Source organism: Oceanibacterium hippocampi (genome assembly GCF_900172325.1).
Classification (GTDB): domain Bacteria; phylum Pseudomonadota; class Alphaproteobacteria; order Sneathiellales; family Sneathiellaceae; genus Oceanibacterium; species Oceanibacterium hippocampi.
Map to the genome: position 1 here is coordinate 605247 of NZ_FWFR01000003.1, position 15653 is coordinate 620899.

Sequence of the window (15653 nt, forward strand, 5' to 3'; positions counted from 1 at the left end):
ACCCTCCGCTCACGTTCGGATCGGCGATCAGGAACCGGGCTCGACCGGGCGGGCCGGATCGGCGGTCCATTCGGCCATCGAACCATCATACATCTTGGTCCGCTTGTTGCCCTGGACCTCGCTCAGGCCGAACCAGATCACCGAAGCCCAGTGGCCGGTATTGCAGAACGCGATATTCTCCTTGTCGGCGTCGACATCCACGCCCTTGGCGAGGCTGGCAACCGTCTCCTTCGAGACGAAGCTCGCGTTCTCGGCGTCGTAGAGCTTGGCATTCTCGATATTGACCGCGCTCGGGATGGTACCGGCGACGCGGGCCACCGGGCTCTTGCTCTCGCCCTTGTACTGCGCGGCCGGACGACCGTCGATCAGCCGGGTGCCGTCGGCACGGGCCTTCTCGACATCGGCGGCGGTGGCCAGGAGTTCACTGCGGAGGGTCCCGGTGAAGCTGGCGGCCACGGGCTTGACCGCGTCGGTCGAGACCTCGCCGCCGGCGGCGACCCAGGCGCGCTCGCCGCCGTTCAGGATCGACACGGCATCATGTCCGAGCACCTTGAAGGTCCAGTAGATGCGGGTCGCGATACCGAACTCGGACGAATTGGTCCCGTTCGGCACGATGACGACATGGCTGTCGTTGCTTACGCCGAGGGAACCGATGACCTTCTCGATCTGCTCAACCGGCGGCAGCATGCCGGGGACGCCGTTCACATTGGCGCGCCAGCCGGTGGTCGAATAGGGCGCGCTGATCGCACCCGGGACATGGCCCTTGTCATAAGGGTTGCCGTCATTGGCCGCGTCGCGGACGTCGAGCACGACGAGGCTCTCGTTGCCGAGATGGGACTTGAGCCAGGCAGCGTCGACGAGCGGCTGGTCGGTCAGTCGTTCGGCCTGGGCGGCGCCGGCAATGGCGAGGCCGGCGGCAAGCACGGCCGCGAGAAGAGGAGTGCGCATTTATTACCCCATTTAATAGTGTGAAACAGAAAATTCAACTCGACGACAATGTGGTGAAATGCTGTCCGAAAAGCAAATGCAGGATAATCGTTGTATTTCATAACAGCCATGCGGAATCGACGGCGAGATGACCCGGCGTGCAGGCTCGGCAGGCTGCCGCCCATCGGAGAAGCACGGACCGGTCACGGGGAATAGGGGCATTGTCGGAGGGGCCGCGCCAGAGCCCCGTCCGGGCCAGGGCTGCGGCCAAGGCAACGGGGCGGAGTGGTGGTGCTTGCAGTCACGAGCGAACCCGTCTCTGCCGCTACCAGCGCGTTAACAGGGAAAATACAGGGAATTCACCGCCATTTTAAGCGTGATCGCACTCAATCGCCCGAAATACACGCACATTTTCAACGACATGGAGGAATTTCCCTGCAGGATGGAACAGGGAATTCGACTCAAGGGATCAGGGAGTTCGGTGGCGAATAACAGGGAACACCAGGGCAGGATCAGAGTTTGAGTTCGGGGACGCCGCCCGTCCCTCGACGGGACGAGCGGTGTCTCCTGCGTTCGCAATCCTAAGTTCCTGCGGCGCGGAGATCCGTTACAAATTGCTATGACCGGTGTTTCTTGGTGGGATCGGATAATCACGTCACGGCATAGGACAATGGCCGGCAAGATAGGCTCGTGATTGCGTTCGGAGGCGCGGCTCTCGGAGATTACCGGTCGCGGAGTCGTCTACGGGAACCAGACACTCGAAGAGGCCTATGTCTCGCGCACCGGCTTCGGCGCCTCGAAATTCGAGCTGGACGGCCGGGTCACCAGCTACGGCGCCATCGCCACCGGCGAATTCGAGATGCTGAGCGACACCGTCGAGCGCTTCGCCGGCCGCCCGCCGATGACCCTGCGGACGTTCCTCGAAAGCGCGCGCTGATCGCGATCAGCGCGATCGTGCGCCGGCGCGGGTGGCATTCAGCGCGACGGCTGCCTGTATGAGAGCCTTCAGGGCCGCCTCGTCGATCGCATCGCCCTCGCGGAAGTCGATGGCGCGCCTGGTGTTGCCGTCGAGGCTCGCGTTGAAGAGGCCCGAAGGGTCGTCGAGTGAGGCGCCCCTGGCGAAGGTCATTTTCACGACCGCCTTGTAGGTCTCGCCTGTGCAGATCATGCCATCGTGGTACCAGACCGGCACGCCGCGCCATTTCCATTCCTCGACGGCCTCGGGGTCGGCCTCCCGGATCAGGGTGCGGATCCGCGCGAGCATTTCGCCCCGCCAGTCGCCGAGCGCCTCGATCTTCGCGTCGATCATCCGGGATGGCGACACGTCGGGCTGCGCCTCGCTATTCTCCATGATGGTTCTCTCTTGCCGTCCGTCCCTTGTCGTGGCGGCGATGCAACCCGCCGCGGGAGCCTCGCCCAACCCGGCACCTAATCGCACCGGCCGGCCGGATCAAGAATGGGAGCGGAGTGCCCGGTCACGCATAGCGCCGGGCGAAGGCGACGCAGACCACGATCAGCGCCGTTGCCGCGACCATCGTCCAGGCGACCGGTTCGCCCAGCAGCAGGCCGGCGAGCGCGAGACCGAAGAACGGCTGCAGCAGTTGCAACTGGCCGACGCTGGGGTGGAGGTGACCTTGCCCCCCTGAACCCCCACCGATTTGAAGTTAGGGTCTGCTTCCGATTGAAGGAATTAGACGATGAAGCGCAGCAGGTTCACGGAAAAACAGATCATCGGGATATTGAAGGAGCATCAGGTAGGTCTGTCTGCGACTGATCTTTGCCGGAAGCATGGCATCAGCGATGCGACGTTTTACAACTGGCGTTCAAAGTATGGCGGTATGGACGTGTCGGATGCGAAGAAGCTGAAGGCGCTGGAGGCAGAGAACGCGAAGCTGAAGAAGCTTCTCGCTGAATCGGTAATGGATGTGTCTACGCTGAAAGAGATACTCGGAAAAAAACTTCTGCCGCCGGGTTCGACGAGAAGCGCCGTGTACTGGGCGATCGACGACAAGGGCTACTCGCAGCGGCGGGCCTGTTCCCTGGTGGGGCTGGACCGGAAGACCTGCCGCTATGCATCGAGACGGCCTGCGGATGAGGCGATCCGCCCGCGACTGCGGGAGCTGGCGTCAGAGCGCCGCCGGTTCGGCTATCGCCGGCTGCATATCCTGCTCCGGCGCGAGGGGATAAAGGTGAACCACAAGAAGCTGTAGCGGCTCTACAAAGAGGAGCGCCTGACTGTGAGGAAGCGCGGCGGGCGCAAACGGGCGCTGGGCACGCGGGCGCCGATGGCGACCCCGCAGGGTTCGAACCAGCGCTGGTCTCTCGACCTCGACTCGGATTCCCTAGTCGACGGCCGGCGGTTCCATATTCAATGCGTGATCGACGACTTCTTACGCGAATGCCTGGCAATGGTGGCGGACAACTCGATCTCGGGCGTCCGTGTTGCGCGGGAACTTGACCGTATCGCCTCCCTGCGCGGCTATCCCGACCAGGTGGTCAGCGACAACGGCACCGAGTTGACGTCGAACGCCATGCTGCAATGGCAGGAAGAGCGTGGTGTCGGCTGGCATTACATCGCGCGGGGCAAGCCGATGCAGAACGGCTTCGTCGAGTCCTTCAACGGTCGTCTGCGGGCCGAGTGTCTGAACGCCCACTGGTTCCTGAGCCTTGCGGACGCAACGGAAAAGCTGGAGGCTTGGCGTAGAGACTACAATGAGGAACGGCCACACAGCGCGATCGGCAACAAGGTCCCGGCAGCGCTTATGAAATCAGCACGCGCAGCCAGCCCGTGGCGCTGAAACAAGGCGGAAAACTCTAACGCCCGCCGAGGGTAGGTTGGGGAGCGCACCATCGGTCCGAAAAACTCAACGCGCTGCCGAGGGTGCGTTGGGGAGCACTGCAATCAACCCAAGGACTCTCCCTTAAACCGGAGGGAAAACGGATCTCAGGTCATGGCGAGTAAACGCTCCGTCGGGATTGAGGGGCTCCGCGAGGTTGGCGCGGGCTTGGACTGGAGACGCCATGCGCCGATCTCGTTGGCGGCATCAGGATCATGCCGCCCGAAATAATAACTTCTGCGATGGACGGGCTATCTTTCCCAGGGCGCAAGATCAACCAAGCATCGGGACACTCCCACCTTGCGTCACGGTGGTGAAAGGTCCGGGCCATCGGCGTGGCGGTTGTTCTGCCGGGACGGCTACGTGGCTCGCCCGCAGTGCATTATCTTGGACGAGAATAAGAAAACGAACGATCAGATCGCTGAGCGCCGAAGGCTGCCTGACACGTCTCAGCCTTCGGCCAACCGCCGTATTATTGTGGGCGCGGCAGAGGACAGCTGCCGCGCCTTGCAGCCCCCACTGACGCAAGGCCTAGGCAGGATGCCACATTTAGCGAACTGTCGGCCGGAAGCAAGCGAGGTCGGCAGTTTATCTTGAATGATTGGCACCTCCTGTCTCGATGAGCCGAAACACCTTTGGATTGATCCTCGTCGTCTCCACCGAACGCCGGAACGAAACATTCCATTGCAGGATCAACCTTCCGGTGTCGACCCACGATCAGCCTCGCCGGGAGCAACCCCTTTCGTCCATTTTTATCTTATTGCCGCCCTATCTCTCCCCATGCCGCAATCCACGGTTGGACGTTTTCCGCGGCCATAGGCTTGGAAATGAAGTAACCCTGAACGAGATCCACGCCTACGTTGTGCAGCATGTCCCAGTCTTCCTGAGTTTCGACGCCCTCGGCAACTATGCTCAGTCCCAACCGCCGCGCCAGTTCCACGCTTGCTTCCAAGATGGCCTTGGCCTTCACGTTTTTGGCAGCGCCACGCACAAAAGCTCGGTCGACCTTCATCTCAGAAAAGGGGACTTGGGATAATTGTTCCATGGAGGAATAGCCCGTGCCAAAATCGTCGATAGACAACGGGAACCCTTTCATGTGCAGGCGGGCGAGGATATCCAGGGCATTCGCGGTATCCTGGAATAATCCCGATTCCGTGATTTCCAAGACTATCTGCCGTGGTTCTATTCCGAACTGTGTGGCTTCTTTGGCTAAGCGATCCGGAAAATCGGTATTTACCAACATATAGGCAGACAGGTTGACACAGACTTTCGTGACCAGGCCCGCCTTGGCCCACTCGGCGCATTGCCTCAGGGCCAGCCTCACGGTCCGTTCCGTCAATGCGCCGATCAGTCCATGTTTCTCGGCTGCCGCCACGAACTCGATTGGTGGGATCATGCCACGGTCGGGGTGTTGCCAACGTGCAAGTGCCTCGAACCCATCCAAGGCGCCGTCGGCGAGCGCGACCTTGGGTTGGAAATGCATCAGGAACTGGTCTGCTTCCAGTGCGATCGATAAATCCATGGGAGTAATGTCGGGCACCACCCTGTCGCCGCCATAAGCCATTGGTACGGCACCCTCGAATCGCGCCAGAAGATCAACGGTCGCGGCAACTGTTAGGGGCTTCTCGATCGTGCCCAGGACGCGCAGGCCTCGAGCCCTCGCGGTATTCTCGACGGTGTTTAATAGCGAGGCGCCGGCGCCGCTGACAAACACAAACGCCGGCTTTATTGGTAGGGTTGACACATGCCGAACGAATTCGACACCGTCCATGTCCGGCATCATCAGATCGCAGAAGACGATATCGATGGATTGGTCCTTCTGGCGAAGCAGATCGAGCGCCTCTTGACCGTTCGATGCTTCCTGGATTGCAGTCAGGCCGGCTGTCTTGAGAATCCGCATGCCGACGCTGCGAGCGAAGGCTTTGTCATCCACCAGCAAAGCACGAAACTTGCCGTTTGCGTTCTTGGTCATCTGTCTAGGTCCATGTATGAGACTTATGGCTATCCCGCCACCGCGTCATGCTTCAGTCTTCGAAATCACCAACAATCAACTGCGCTTTCAAGGCGCTTTCTTTTGTAATCTCGCACAAACGACCGAGCAGAGCCTCGCTTAACACCGTTCCGGAAGCCAAAAGCAAAAATCCCTTCTCGGTGAATATATCCTCAGCAAGTACCTTGCCATCCGGAATAGAAGTGATGTCCATGCATATCAAATTCACTACCTCGCGCTCATTGTCCGCGCGATAGCCCGCTTTTTCAGTAGCGATTGCTCGAATTTTCTCGAGCCGATCGCCCCGATTCGCCGGCACCTCCCCACCCATCTCGGACCAGAGAACCCACGGCAGGGTTCGCTTCGCGGACTTGTCGGAGGTACCTTCCGGAAGGTCCACGCATCCAATCGAGTCATAAACGACCTTGGGTTTCAGGATCACCGGTCTGGCAAAAGCCCTGTCGATAGCCTCAACCAGCTTAGCCATCGAAACGGGCTTTACCATGTATCCGTTGGCGTCCAAGGCAAGAGCGGTCTTCACTAAATGCTCGTCGGCATGGCCCGTAAGCATGATGACGCACAGGTCCCGCGGCGTATTGTATATCCTCCCCGAGCGGATGGAGCGGAGCACCTCTAGTCCGTCTACTGGCCGCATATTCCAGTCGCATAGAACGCAGTCGATGCTCTCGGAATTTCGCGCCAGGGCCTTCACTGCCTCGGTGCCGTTCGACGCACGCTCGATCCGCCCTGCTTGGCAAAGCATGAGCATGCTCTGGACGATTCCGCGCAGGAACGCCTTGTCGTCGACGATTAGAAATCCATGATCCGAGTAATCGGTTGTTTTCTCCCTCATGCTGTCGAGACCTTCACCTGTCGCCGAATAAAATCCTCGACCCGGTGGACTTCCATGACGGCGCGTTCCTCAAGCTCATTCAGTTCACTGATGTCACCGCCTCTAGCCAGGCGTTCCATTTCCTCGTACAACTTTGCGAGCGATCCAGCGGCGACACCTTGTGCTTCGCCTTTGGCGCCGTGGGCGGCGGCGGCTATGTTATTTGCATCGCTTGTCGAGATGGCCGCTTTTACATCCGCGAGAGAAGCTCTGGCGGCCGGCAGAAATTCAGACAAGATCTCGTGGAGTTCCGTCACTTCGCTGGTCGCCATGATTTCGGCCAATAGATTCACGTCAATCGAAGACAATTTCACAGGGGCATCCGTGGAACCCTCGGCTGGGGCTTTCGGCGCCGATCGTCCGTCGCCAATCCATTTGCCCAGAACCGCGGCAATGCGGCCCAAAGTCTCCGGCTTGCTGATGAAGTCGTCCATACCGGCCTCCAAACACTCCTCCGCGTCCTCACGGAAAGCGTTCGCCGTCAAGGCTATGACCGGAATGCGACGGCCGCCCCCTGCCGCGTTCTCCTTGCGACGCAAGGCGCGCGTGAAGTCGAAGCCGTTCATCTCGGGCATCGAGCAATCGCAAAGTATCAGGTCGAAGTCATCGTTCTCCAATACTTCCAGGCCCTCGATCCCGTTTGAGACAAGCCTGCAGGTAACGCCGAGCGCCCGCAATTGTTTCCGAATGATGGCCTGGTTGACCAGGCGATCCTCAAGGACCAGAACACGCTTCCGTTGCAGCGCCGGATCGAATGGCGGGCGAGATACGATCCGATCCGCCTGCCTCCAACGGTCAATCGGTGTGCCGCCCATAAGCTGCATGATGTTGAGGTCCAGATACTCGGCATTCTGGCCCTTCGGAATTACTGCAACGAAACCCGCTCGCATTGCGAGGCGCTGATTTTGGGGTGATGGCTCGGGGCCGTAGATCACGGGGAGCCGATGTTGCGTTTCCTGTTGCCGCACGGTCTCCGGACCATGGCCTTGTGTAATGTCTGAAATGACAGTGGCGTTTCGGAAACTATCCTGTTCTCGCTCCCCTTTGCATGTGATGGTTAGAATACTATCAGGCAGGTCTTGCATCGACGTGACGTTTGCACCACGCGTCCTGAAATAGTCTTTTAGCCACCTTGCGGCGCCAGTAGGGTCCCCTTCAATCAGTATCGTTCGGTCCGATAGATCGAGGGTGGCCGGGGGCGTGGCCGAGGTCACCACAGCCGCGGGCAGGGTGAACCAGAAAGTGGCCCCTTCGCCCGGGATGCTGTTGCAGCCTATGGTTCCTCCAAAGTTCTCCAGCAAAGTGCGGGATATCGACAATCCGAGGCCAGTGCCCTCGTTGTGCCAATTGTCGGTATCATCTTGGACGAATGGATCAAACAGTCCCGACGCCATTGAATTGTCAAATCCCTTTCCGGAATCGTTGATCACGAACCGCAACTCGCACAAGTCTTTACCCCTGTCGGTCACGCTAAGGTTTACGTGCACACCCCCCTTTTCGGTGAACTTGACCGCGTTCCCGATAAGATTGAGCAATATTTGGCGAATACGAGGACCATCACAATGTACTATTTTCGGAACATCGCATTCCGCCGTCAAGGTTAATGAAATTCCTTTCTGTACGGCCCTGCTGCGCAGAACTATCACCGCGTCTTTCAGGATAGCGACGATATCGACGTCGGTCGTTTCATGTATCCAATTCCCCGCCTCGATTTTAGAAAAATCCAGAATGTTTCCGATTAAGGCCAGCAGCGACTTACTGGCAGAAGTAGCAGCGTCAATCATTTCCACTTGCTCGTCGTCAACTTCGCCCATCTGCAACAACTCGAGGTTTCCGACGATCGCGTTCAATGGTGTCCGGATCTCATGGCTCATACTGGCGAGGAACTGGGACTTGGCCTTGTTGGCGGTTTCGGCGTCGTCCTTGGCGGCGCGCAATTCACACTCGATAGCCTGACGGACTTCGATCTCCCCGGACAGTTGGGAAGTGCGATCACTGACCTCGCGGGTAATGGCAATCGCGCGCCCAGCATTGGCCAGCGTGAACACGACAATCAACAGAACGACACCGACCGAAATCGGCAGGAACAGGGGCGATTGCCCGCTGAGTCCGTGCAGCCAATGCTCGTCAACCAAACCCACTTCCAGACGCCACTGACGCCCGCCAAACTCGAGGGGCTCAGACCAGTCAACCGAAACCGGATGGTCGCCATCATGGCCGGCTTCGATCAATGTCTGCGCAGGCGCGCCTGCCGGAATGTCGAGAACGCGGATGTGGAGTTTCTTGCTTTGCGCGATTTCCAAGAGGCTGGACGCCAGCGATCGCATGTTCAACACCGCAACAACAAAGCCGCGAAGGTTCTCACGTCTCGCCGCCGACGTGGCGGATATCGTATCGAACCGAGCGTGATAAACAGCCCGGATTAGGATCACGCCCATCTCGCCGGACTGGACGAGCTCTATCGGTTCACTGGCTACCGTGTCGCCGGTATCGCGCGCGCGTTTCATGGCATTCAGGCGATATTTCTGACTGCTCATATCAAATCCGAGAGCCGGTCGGTTGGATGCCAGCGGTTCGACGAAAAAGATCGGGAAATACTCGGCGCGCGTTCCGGCGCGAACAAGACGCCCTTGCGAGTCCCACTCATTGATCTGAAATTCCCCGAATCCCTCGCGTCGGGCTGCCCTCTCAACTGCTGCACGTTGCGCTTGCGGCACACGTGGTACCCACTGCATAGCCTGAAACTCTGGTTGTCGGGCAGTTCGGCTTGCGAACGTGGAAAATTCATCACGAGTGACCGATACGGACGAGGCGAACAACCGCTCAAGCATGCGGACTTCCTCGGCGTAGACCGGCAAATGAGAGGTCACTATGCGACGGACTTCCTCGCCCTTCTCATCTGCATAATACTTCGCCGTGAGCTCTGCATTGCGCTCCAGCCAGATAATGACTACGGAGAACAGCAATGCCGTCGTGAGTAGCGGCGTGACTATATGCGCCAAACGATCGCGCCAGATGCCCCGCGATTCCGGCAGTCCCAGAAGTACCAATGGCGCGAATAACATCACGCCGATACTGTCACCGCCCCACCAGTTGAACCAATAGATAAAAAAATCATGCCCCGAAACAACGCGCCCAGCCAGCCACGGCGCGACGACGCCCAGTGTTGGTGATATCGTGCAAACCAGTGGGCCGACGAGCACCAGAAACCAGAACACGTCGCCCTCGCGCACCAGTACATTCGGCGATCGCCAGACGCGTCGCGCCAGTTGGGCCCCAATTGCCGCCTGCAAAGCCGCCCCGGTGGCGATGATCGGTGCCATGTACGCCGCAGTGCCCAAACCAGGCAATCCCGACTGGTGAAGCTCCAACAGGAAACTGAACACAAAAGAGCCGAGCCAGACGCCCGGCCAGTAGCGCCAGCCCCATACCAACAAGACACCGACCGCCAATCCCGCCGCCGGCCAAAAGGGCGATCCGTAACCGCCGGAACTCGCCACTAACCAACCGATACCCGATAACGCCAGATAGGCCACAGCCAGCCACAACGTGCGCGTCAAGACGCCGGCGACTCCGATTGCTGCAGGCGCCGCGGAGATCGTCTCCGTATTCTCCACGCCATCTTGTGCGGCGGCGCGCCCGAGGCTCGGCAATTCAATCGAGATACCAAGATAGCCGATGACGTTGGCATGATCGTCGCGAATGGCCGTGACGCTGAGCAACGCGCGAAAACACGTGCCGTTCTTGCGGACGCAGGTCCATTCGCGCCTCTCACTCTTACCCCGTTGCGCGTTGACGATGAAAACATCGCGCCCTGGCCTAATCGAACGCCCGAACTCCCGCGTCAATTCCTTCGCGCGAACGGCGATTTCGGCTTCGTCGTGGAAACCGAGGTTGGAATACTGTTCGCCGATTACCTCATCCGAGGAGTAGCCGAACATCTGCTCGGCGCCGGGATTGAAATGGGTGATCGCGCCATCCGGTGTCGTCACGATAATGGACGAGCCTGCATTGTTCAGAAGAGCCTTCTGAAGACTTTCATTCGCATCTAATAGGTGGTTTTTCTTTCTTAGTTCGAGTTTCTCGACAACTTGCCTCGCCGACCGGACGAGCGCGTCCCTTTGTTCTGCCGTCAACAGGCGCGGCACGCGGTCAATAACTGCGAGAGTGCCGATGTTGTGGCCATCTGGCGTCGTCAGTGGCACTCCGGCATAGAAACGAAAATTAGGCTCGCCGACCACCAGGGGATTGTCGTGGAAGCGTTTGTCCTCAAGGGCGTCGGGGATCTCGAGTATTTCCCGGCCTAGAATTGTGTGGCCGCAGAAAGATGTGTCGCGCGGCAATTCGCTTACGCCCAGACCGAACCTGCTCTTGAACCATTGCCGCTCTGCGTCGACCAGTGTGATCAACGATACGGGAACCTCACAGACCGTTGCCACATGCAGTGTCACGTCATCGAATGCCCTTTCGGTCCCGGTATCAAGGATATTGTAGCCGCGTAATACAGCTAACCGGGCCGGCTCATCCGATGGAATGGACGCTGATATCATGATAAAACGCCGCGCAACATGCGGACTTCCAAGGTAACAAATTCAATAAGCCAATCATAACCTCCCCTAAATCGGTTAATAACATATTAAATTTCGATACTTCATATCATTGAATTTTCAGACAACATCAGAGACACACGATCCGAATAACTCGTTATTACTAAACAGATTTTCTCACTATACCGACGAATCTCGTTGATACAGTGTCGATAATTGAGTTCCTCCCCGGCAATCGGACAGTGACTTAAGCTCCTGAGTTGATGTCTCCTGATCTTCAACGCAAGGAGAGCAGCGGTGACGAAACGGAAGCAGCACAAGTCGGATTTCATGGCGCATGTGGCATTAGAAGCCGTGATGGGCGAACAGACAGTTGCCGATCTGGTGAGTCGGTTCGGCGTTCACGCGACGATGACCCATCAGTGCGAGAAGGCCTTGCTCGAAGAGGCGTCGGCGATCTTCCGGCGTAGCCGCGCTTCTGTGGAGTCGGAGGTGAATCCTGTTCGGATCAAGCAACTACATGCTAAGATTGCCGAGCTGACGGTGGGACAGGATTTTTTGGAACATGGGCTGCGTCTACTCCCCGGCGGGAGCGCATGGCGATGATTCAGCCCGACCATCCCACCCTGTCGATTGTCCGACAGTGCCGGCTAGCATCGATTGGCCATTCGACTTTCTATCACGTGCCAAGACGTGAGAGCGCCTAGAACCTCGCCCTGATGGCCAAGATCGACCCGCAGTTCCTGGAGACGCCGTTTTACAGCGCGCAGCAGATGACGTGGTACCTGCGGGCCGAAGGGCATCCGGTGAAAATACAACGGGTGCGCCGACTGATGACGCTTGTGGGTCTGATGCCGATTAACCGGCAGCCGCGGACCGGCACACCGGTCAAGGTGCACAAGGTTTACCTGTATCTGCTGCGGGGCGTCAGTATCGAACGACCCAACTAGGTGTGGCACGCCGACTTCACGTACATCCCATTGGCGAAGGGGTTCCTGTATCTGGTGACCTGCTCCCCAGAGAGTCCGCGTTTATAGGTTAGCGCTGTTCAGGTTTTGGTCCTCTCTTGACCTTTGGTGATACTCCCGCGGGGTGAGCCCGTCGAGGCTCGTGTGGGGGCGATGATTGTTGTAGTCGTCGCGCCATGCCGCAATCAAATGGCGGGCATGGCGCAGGTTCGGGAAGAGGTGCTCGTTGAGGCATTCGTCCCGCAGGCGGCCATTGAAACTTTCCACCAGGCCGTTCTGCATCGGTTTGCCTGGCGCGATGTAGTGCCACTCGACCTGACGGTCCTCCTGCCATGTGAGCATGGCGTTCGATGTCAGCTCGGTGCCGTTGTCGCTGACCACCATGCATGGGAAGCCCCGCATATCGGCGATCCGGTCCAGTTCGCGGGCGACGCGGTGTCCCGACAGCGAAGTGTCGACCACGGTCGCCGGGCATTCCCGGCTGAAGTCGTCGATCACGCAGAGGATGCGGAACCGACGGCCATCAGCGAGCGCGTCCGACACGAAGTCGAGCGACCATCGCTGGTTCGGGCCTTGGGGGATCGCCATTGGGGCTCTCGTGCCGATTGCGCGCTTGCGTCCGCCCCGCTTGCGAACGGTCAACCCTTCCTCGCGGTAGAGCCGGTAGAGCTTCTTCCAGTTCACCTCCCAGCCCTCCCGCTTCAGCAGGATGTGCAGACGCCGATAGCCGAACCGCCTCCGTTCCGAGGCCAGCTCCTTCATCCTGGCACGCAGCCCGGTGCCTTTCGGTCGCTTCGACCTGCGCCGATAGACCCGTGGATCGATCCCGGCCAGCGCACAGGCGCACCGCTGTAAGTAGCTCTTCTCTGTGAACAGGCGTGCAATTTTGGCCCCGTAGAGGGGTGATCGGCGTCCAAAAATGACCCCCTTACACTGATGTGGATGATGCCCCCGAGGTCATCGGGGAGCACAGTGTGGGATGTTGGTCGTGGAGACGATAGCGAAGATCCGGCGGGCATATTTTCAGGACAAGAAGTCGATCAAGCAAATCTGCCGGGAGTTGCGGGTGTCGCGGAACACGGTGCGCAAGGTGATCCGCTCTGGCGCGACGGAGCTCACCTACGAGCGGACCATTCAGCCGCTGCCGAAGATCGGGCCCTGGAGAGACATGCTCGACGAGATGCTGACGGTGAACGCGCGGAAGCCCAAGCGCGAGCGACTGACCCGCATCCGCATTTTCGAGGAACTCCGGGCTCGAGGGTATGATGGTGGTTATGATGCGGTCCGGCGATACGCGGCGACGTGGTCCAAGGAGGAAGAGGTGGCATCTGCCGCCGCCTACGTGCCGCTAAGCTTCGATCCGGGCGAGGCCTACCAGTTCGACTGGAGCCACGAGATTGTGGTGATCGATGGCGCGACGACCACGGTGAAGGTGGCGCACGTCCGGCTTTGCCACAGCCGGATGCTCTTCGTGCGGGCCTATCCGCGTGAGTCGCAGGAGATGGTCTTCGACGCTCACGACAAGGCCTTTGCCTTCTTCGGTGGGGCCTGCGCGCGGGGCATCTACGACAACATGAAGACGGCGGTGGATACGATCTTCGTCGGCCGAGACCGCGCCTACAACCGCCGGTTCCAGCAGATGTGCGGGCATTACCTCGTCGATCCCGTTGCCTGCACCCCGGCATCCGGCTGGGAGAAGGGACAGGTCGAGAACCAGGTCGGTGTTGTCCGACGGCGGTTCTTCGTGCCCAGGCCGAAGTTCAAGAGCTACGCCGAGCTCAACGCTTGGCTCGAGGATCGCTGTGTTGCCTGGGCTAAGGCCAATCCGCATCAGGAGCTTCGGGATCGAACGATCTGGGATGTGTTCCAGGACGAGCGCGCGAGTCTTGTGCCCTATGTCGGTCCGTTCGACGGCTTCCATGCCGTGCCGGCGTCGGTCTCGAAGACCTGTCTCGTCCGGTTCGACAAGAACCGCTACTCCGTGGATGGCCGCGCCGTTGGCCGCCCTGTCGAGATCCGTGCCTATGCCGAGCGGGTCGAGTTCTGGCAGGACGGCAAGATCGTGGGGCAGCACGCCCGAGCCTTCGGGCGCGACAAGGCCATCTACGACCCGTTGCACTACATTCCGGTTCTGGCTCGCAAGCCCGGTGCCCTCCGGAATGGCGCACCCTTCAAGGACTGGGACCTGCCGCCAGCGATCAGGCGCGTGCAGCGCAAGCTTGGCAAGGCCCCGAACGGCGACCGGCAGATGGTCCAGATCCTCAGCATGATCCCGATCGACGGGCTGGATGCGGTGGACGCTGCCTGTGCCGAGGCTCTGAACGAAGGCGTTCCCGCGGCCTCAGTCGTCATCAACATCCTGGCCCGACATCGGGAGCCGACCCCGCCACTGACCATCGATACGCCGGCCGCACTGCGACTGACCTGCGAGCCGGTGGCCGATTGCAAACGCTACGACAGCCTCAGGAGACCCAACCATGGAAAGATCACAGGTGCTGGACGCGATGAGCCTGCTGAAGCTCTACGGCATGAAGGCCGCCTACGATGAGATCATCACCACGGCGGTGAAGCGTCAGCACGAGCCGCAACAGATCGTTGGCGACCTGCTGAATGCCGAGATCAGCGAGAAGCAGGCGCGCTCGATCAAATACCAGATGACGATCGCCAAACTGCCCTTGGCGAAAGAGGTCGACGAGTTCAGCTTTGAGGAAACGCCCGTCAACGAGACGCTGGTGCGCGATCTGGCCACCGGGGAGTTCCTCGAACAGCAGCGCAATGTCGTGCTCATCGGTGGCACCGGGACCGGCAAATCCCACCTTGCCGTGAGCATCGCCCGGGCCTGCATCCGGCGCGGCAAACGGGGGCGCTTCTTCAATGTCGTGGACCTGGTGAACAAGCTCGATGCCGAAGCCCGTGCCGACCGACAGGGGCGCACGGCAGACCTACTTTGCCGTCTCGACTTCCTGATCCTCGATGAGCTCGGCTATCTCCCCTTCGCGCAAACCGGCGGGCAGCTGCTGTTCCATCTCATCAGCCGCCTCTACGAGCGCACCTCGATCATCGCGACGACCAATCTCGACTTCGGGGAATGGCCTTCGGTCTTCGGCGACGCGAAGATGACCACTGCACTGCTCGACCGGCTGACCCATCACTGCGACATCGTCGAAACCGGCAACGAGAGCTGGCGCTTCAAGACCCGTGAATGACCAGGACCCCGCTGGCCCGATACGGCTGCGCTGTATGGGGGCTACGCCGCATCGGGCCAGCTGCCCGTGCGCTCCATGGGGGTCATTTTTGGATGCCGATAGGGGGTCAAGATTGCGTGCCGATTGACACTCGAGGACGACCTGGCCGACATGCAGGAGGAACTGGCGAAGACGAAGGATCCGAAGATCAGGAAGGTCGCCAGGGAGGAAATCCGGCGGCTCGAGAGCATGCTGGCCAGGTTCCGGAAAGTCATCCCGGGGTGAGGGTCAACGCTTCATCAATGTC

General features: G+C 59.7%; 11 protein-coding genes and 3 pseudogenes. 7 read left to right on the forward strand and 7 right to left on the reverse strand.

Features of this window, described 5'->3' with window-relative positions:
- Positions 1 to 27: 27 nt before the first annotated feature.
- Positions 28 to 948, reverse strand: coding sequence for a sulfurtransferase (locus OCH7691_RS18205; RefSeq protein WP_085885002.1), 921 nt, complete (start codon positions 946 to 948; stop codon positions 28 to 30).
- A 673-nt stretch (positions 949 to 1621) separates the two neighbouring features.
- On the opposite strand from OCH7691_RS18205, the gene OCH7691_RS18210 reads away from it, so the two are divergent.
- The gene (locus tag OCH7691_RS18210; protein WP_085885003.1) at positions 1622 to 1864 is read left to right on the forward strand and encodes a Rossmann-fold NAD(P)-binding domain-containing protein; all 243 of its coding nucleotides are present in this window, start codon (positions 1622 to 1624) and stop codon (positions 1862 to 1864) included.
- A gap of 6 nt (positions 1865 to 1870) precedes the next feature.
- On the opposite strand, the gene OCH7691_RS18215 is transcribed toward OCH7691_RS18210, so the two are convergent.
- Complete coding sequence (locus tag OCH7691_RS18215) at positions 1871 to 2278, reverse strand: DUF1801 domain-containing protein (protein ID WP_085885004.1); 408 nt, start codon at positions 2276 to 2278, stop codon at positions 1871 to 1873.
- Between the two features lie 124 nt (positions 2279 to 2402).
- Positions 2403 to 2543: pseudogene (locus OCH7691_RS23785) on the reverse strand (EamA/RhaT family transporter); the annotation flags it as partial.
- Positions 2544 to 2624: 81 nt separating this feature from the next.
- Between OCH7691_RS23785 and OCH7691_RS18220 the strand changes: the two are divergent.
- A pseudogene (locus OCH7691_RS18220) lies at positions 2625 to 3725 on the forward strand (IS3 family transposase).
- Positions 3726 to 4521: 796 nt separating this feature from the next.
- Here OCH7691_RS18220 and OCH7691_RS18225 read toward each other — a convergent pair.
- Genes OCH7691_RS18225 through OCH7691_RS18235 form a run of 3 tightly spaced genes read right to left on the reverse strand, consistent with a single transcriptional unit; the run spans position 4522 to position 11196 of the window.
- On the reverse strand, positions 4522 to 5736 hold the full coding sequence (locus OCH7691_RS18225) for an EAL domain-containing response regulator (protein WP_085885005.1): 1215 nt from the start codon (positions 5734 to 5736) through the stop codon (positions 4522 to 4524).
- A 52-nt stretch (positions 5737 to 5788) separates the two neighbouring features.
- Complete coding sequence (locus tag OCH7691_RS18230; protein ID WP_085885006.1) at positions 5789 to 6607, reverse strand: response regulator; 819 nt, start codon at positions 6605 to 6607, stop codon at positions 5789 to 5791.
- On the reverse strand, positions 6604 to 11196 hold the full coding sequence (locus OCH7691_RS18235) for a CHASE domain-containing protein (protein ID WP_085885007.1): 4593 nt from the start codon (positions 11194 to 11196) through the stop codon (positions 6604 to 6606). Before OCH7691_RS18235 ends, OCH7691_RS18230 begins: the two co-directional genes overlap by 4 nt.
- Positions 11197 to 11490: 294 nt before the next feature.
- Here OCH7691_RS18235 and OCH7691_RS18240 point away from each other — a divergent pair, with 294 nt between their 5' ends.
- Positions 11491 to 11799 (forward strand): hypothetical protein, encoded by a 309-nt coding sequence (locus OCH7691_RS18240; RefSeq protein WP_085885008.1) that lies wholly within the window; start codon positions 11491 to 11493, stop codon positions 11797 to 11799.
- Positions 11800 to 11912: 113 nt separating this feature from the next.
- Positions 11913 to 12143, forward strand: a complete 231-nt coding sequence (locus OCH7691_RS18245) for a hypothetical protein (RefSeq protein ID WP_085885009.1) — start codon at positions 11913 to 11915, stop codon at positions 12141 to 12143.
- Between the two features lie 81 nt (positions 12144 to 12224).
- Here OCH7691_RS18245 and OCH7691_RS18250 read toward each other — a convergent pair.
- A pseudogene (locus tag OCH7691_RS18250) lies at positions 12225 to 13025 on the reverse strand (IS3 family transposase); the annotation flags it as partial.
- A gap of 115 nt (positions 13026 to 13140) precedes the next feature.
- On the opposite strand from OCH7691_RS18250, the gene istA reads away from it, so the two are divergent.
- From istA to OCH7691_RS23395, 3 genes are all read left to right on the forward strand, one after another.
- Complete coding sequence (gene istA / locus OCH7691_RS18255; protein WP_085885010.1) at positions 13141 to 14709, forward strand: IS21 family transposase; 1569 nt, start codon at positions 13141 to 13143, stop codon at positions 14707 to 14709.
- A complete protein-coding gene (gene istB / locus OCH7691_RS18260; RefSeq protein ID WP_085885011.1) occupies positions 14639 to 15367 on the forward strand; it encodes an IS21-like element ISPkr1 family helper ATPase IstB in 729 nt (242 codons plus the stop codon). Before istA ends, istB begins: the two co-directional genes overlap by 71 nt.
- Before the next feature lie 123 nt (positions 15368 to 15490).
- Positions 15491 to 15631, forward strand: a complete 141-nt coding sequence (locus tag OCH7691_RS23395) for a hypothetical protein (RefSeq protein ID WP_176245153.1) — start codon at positions 15491 to 15493, stop codon at positions 15629 to 15631.
- Positions 15632 to 15653: the final 22 nt, after the last annotated feature.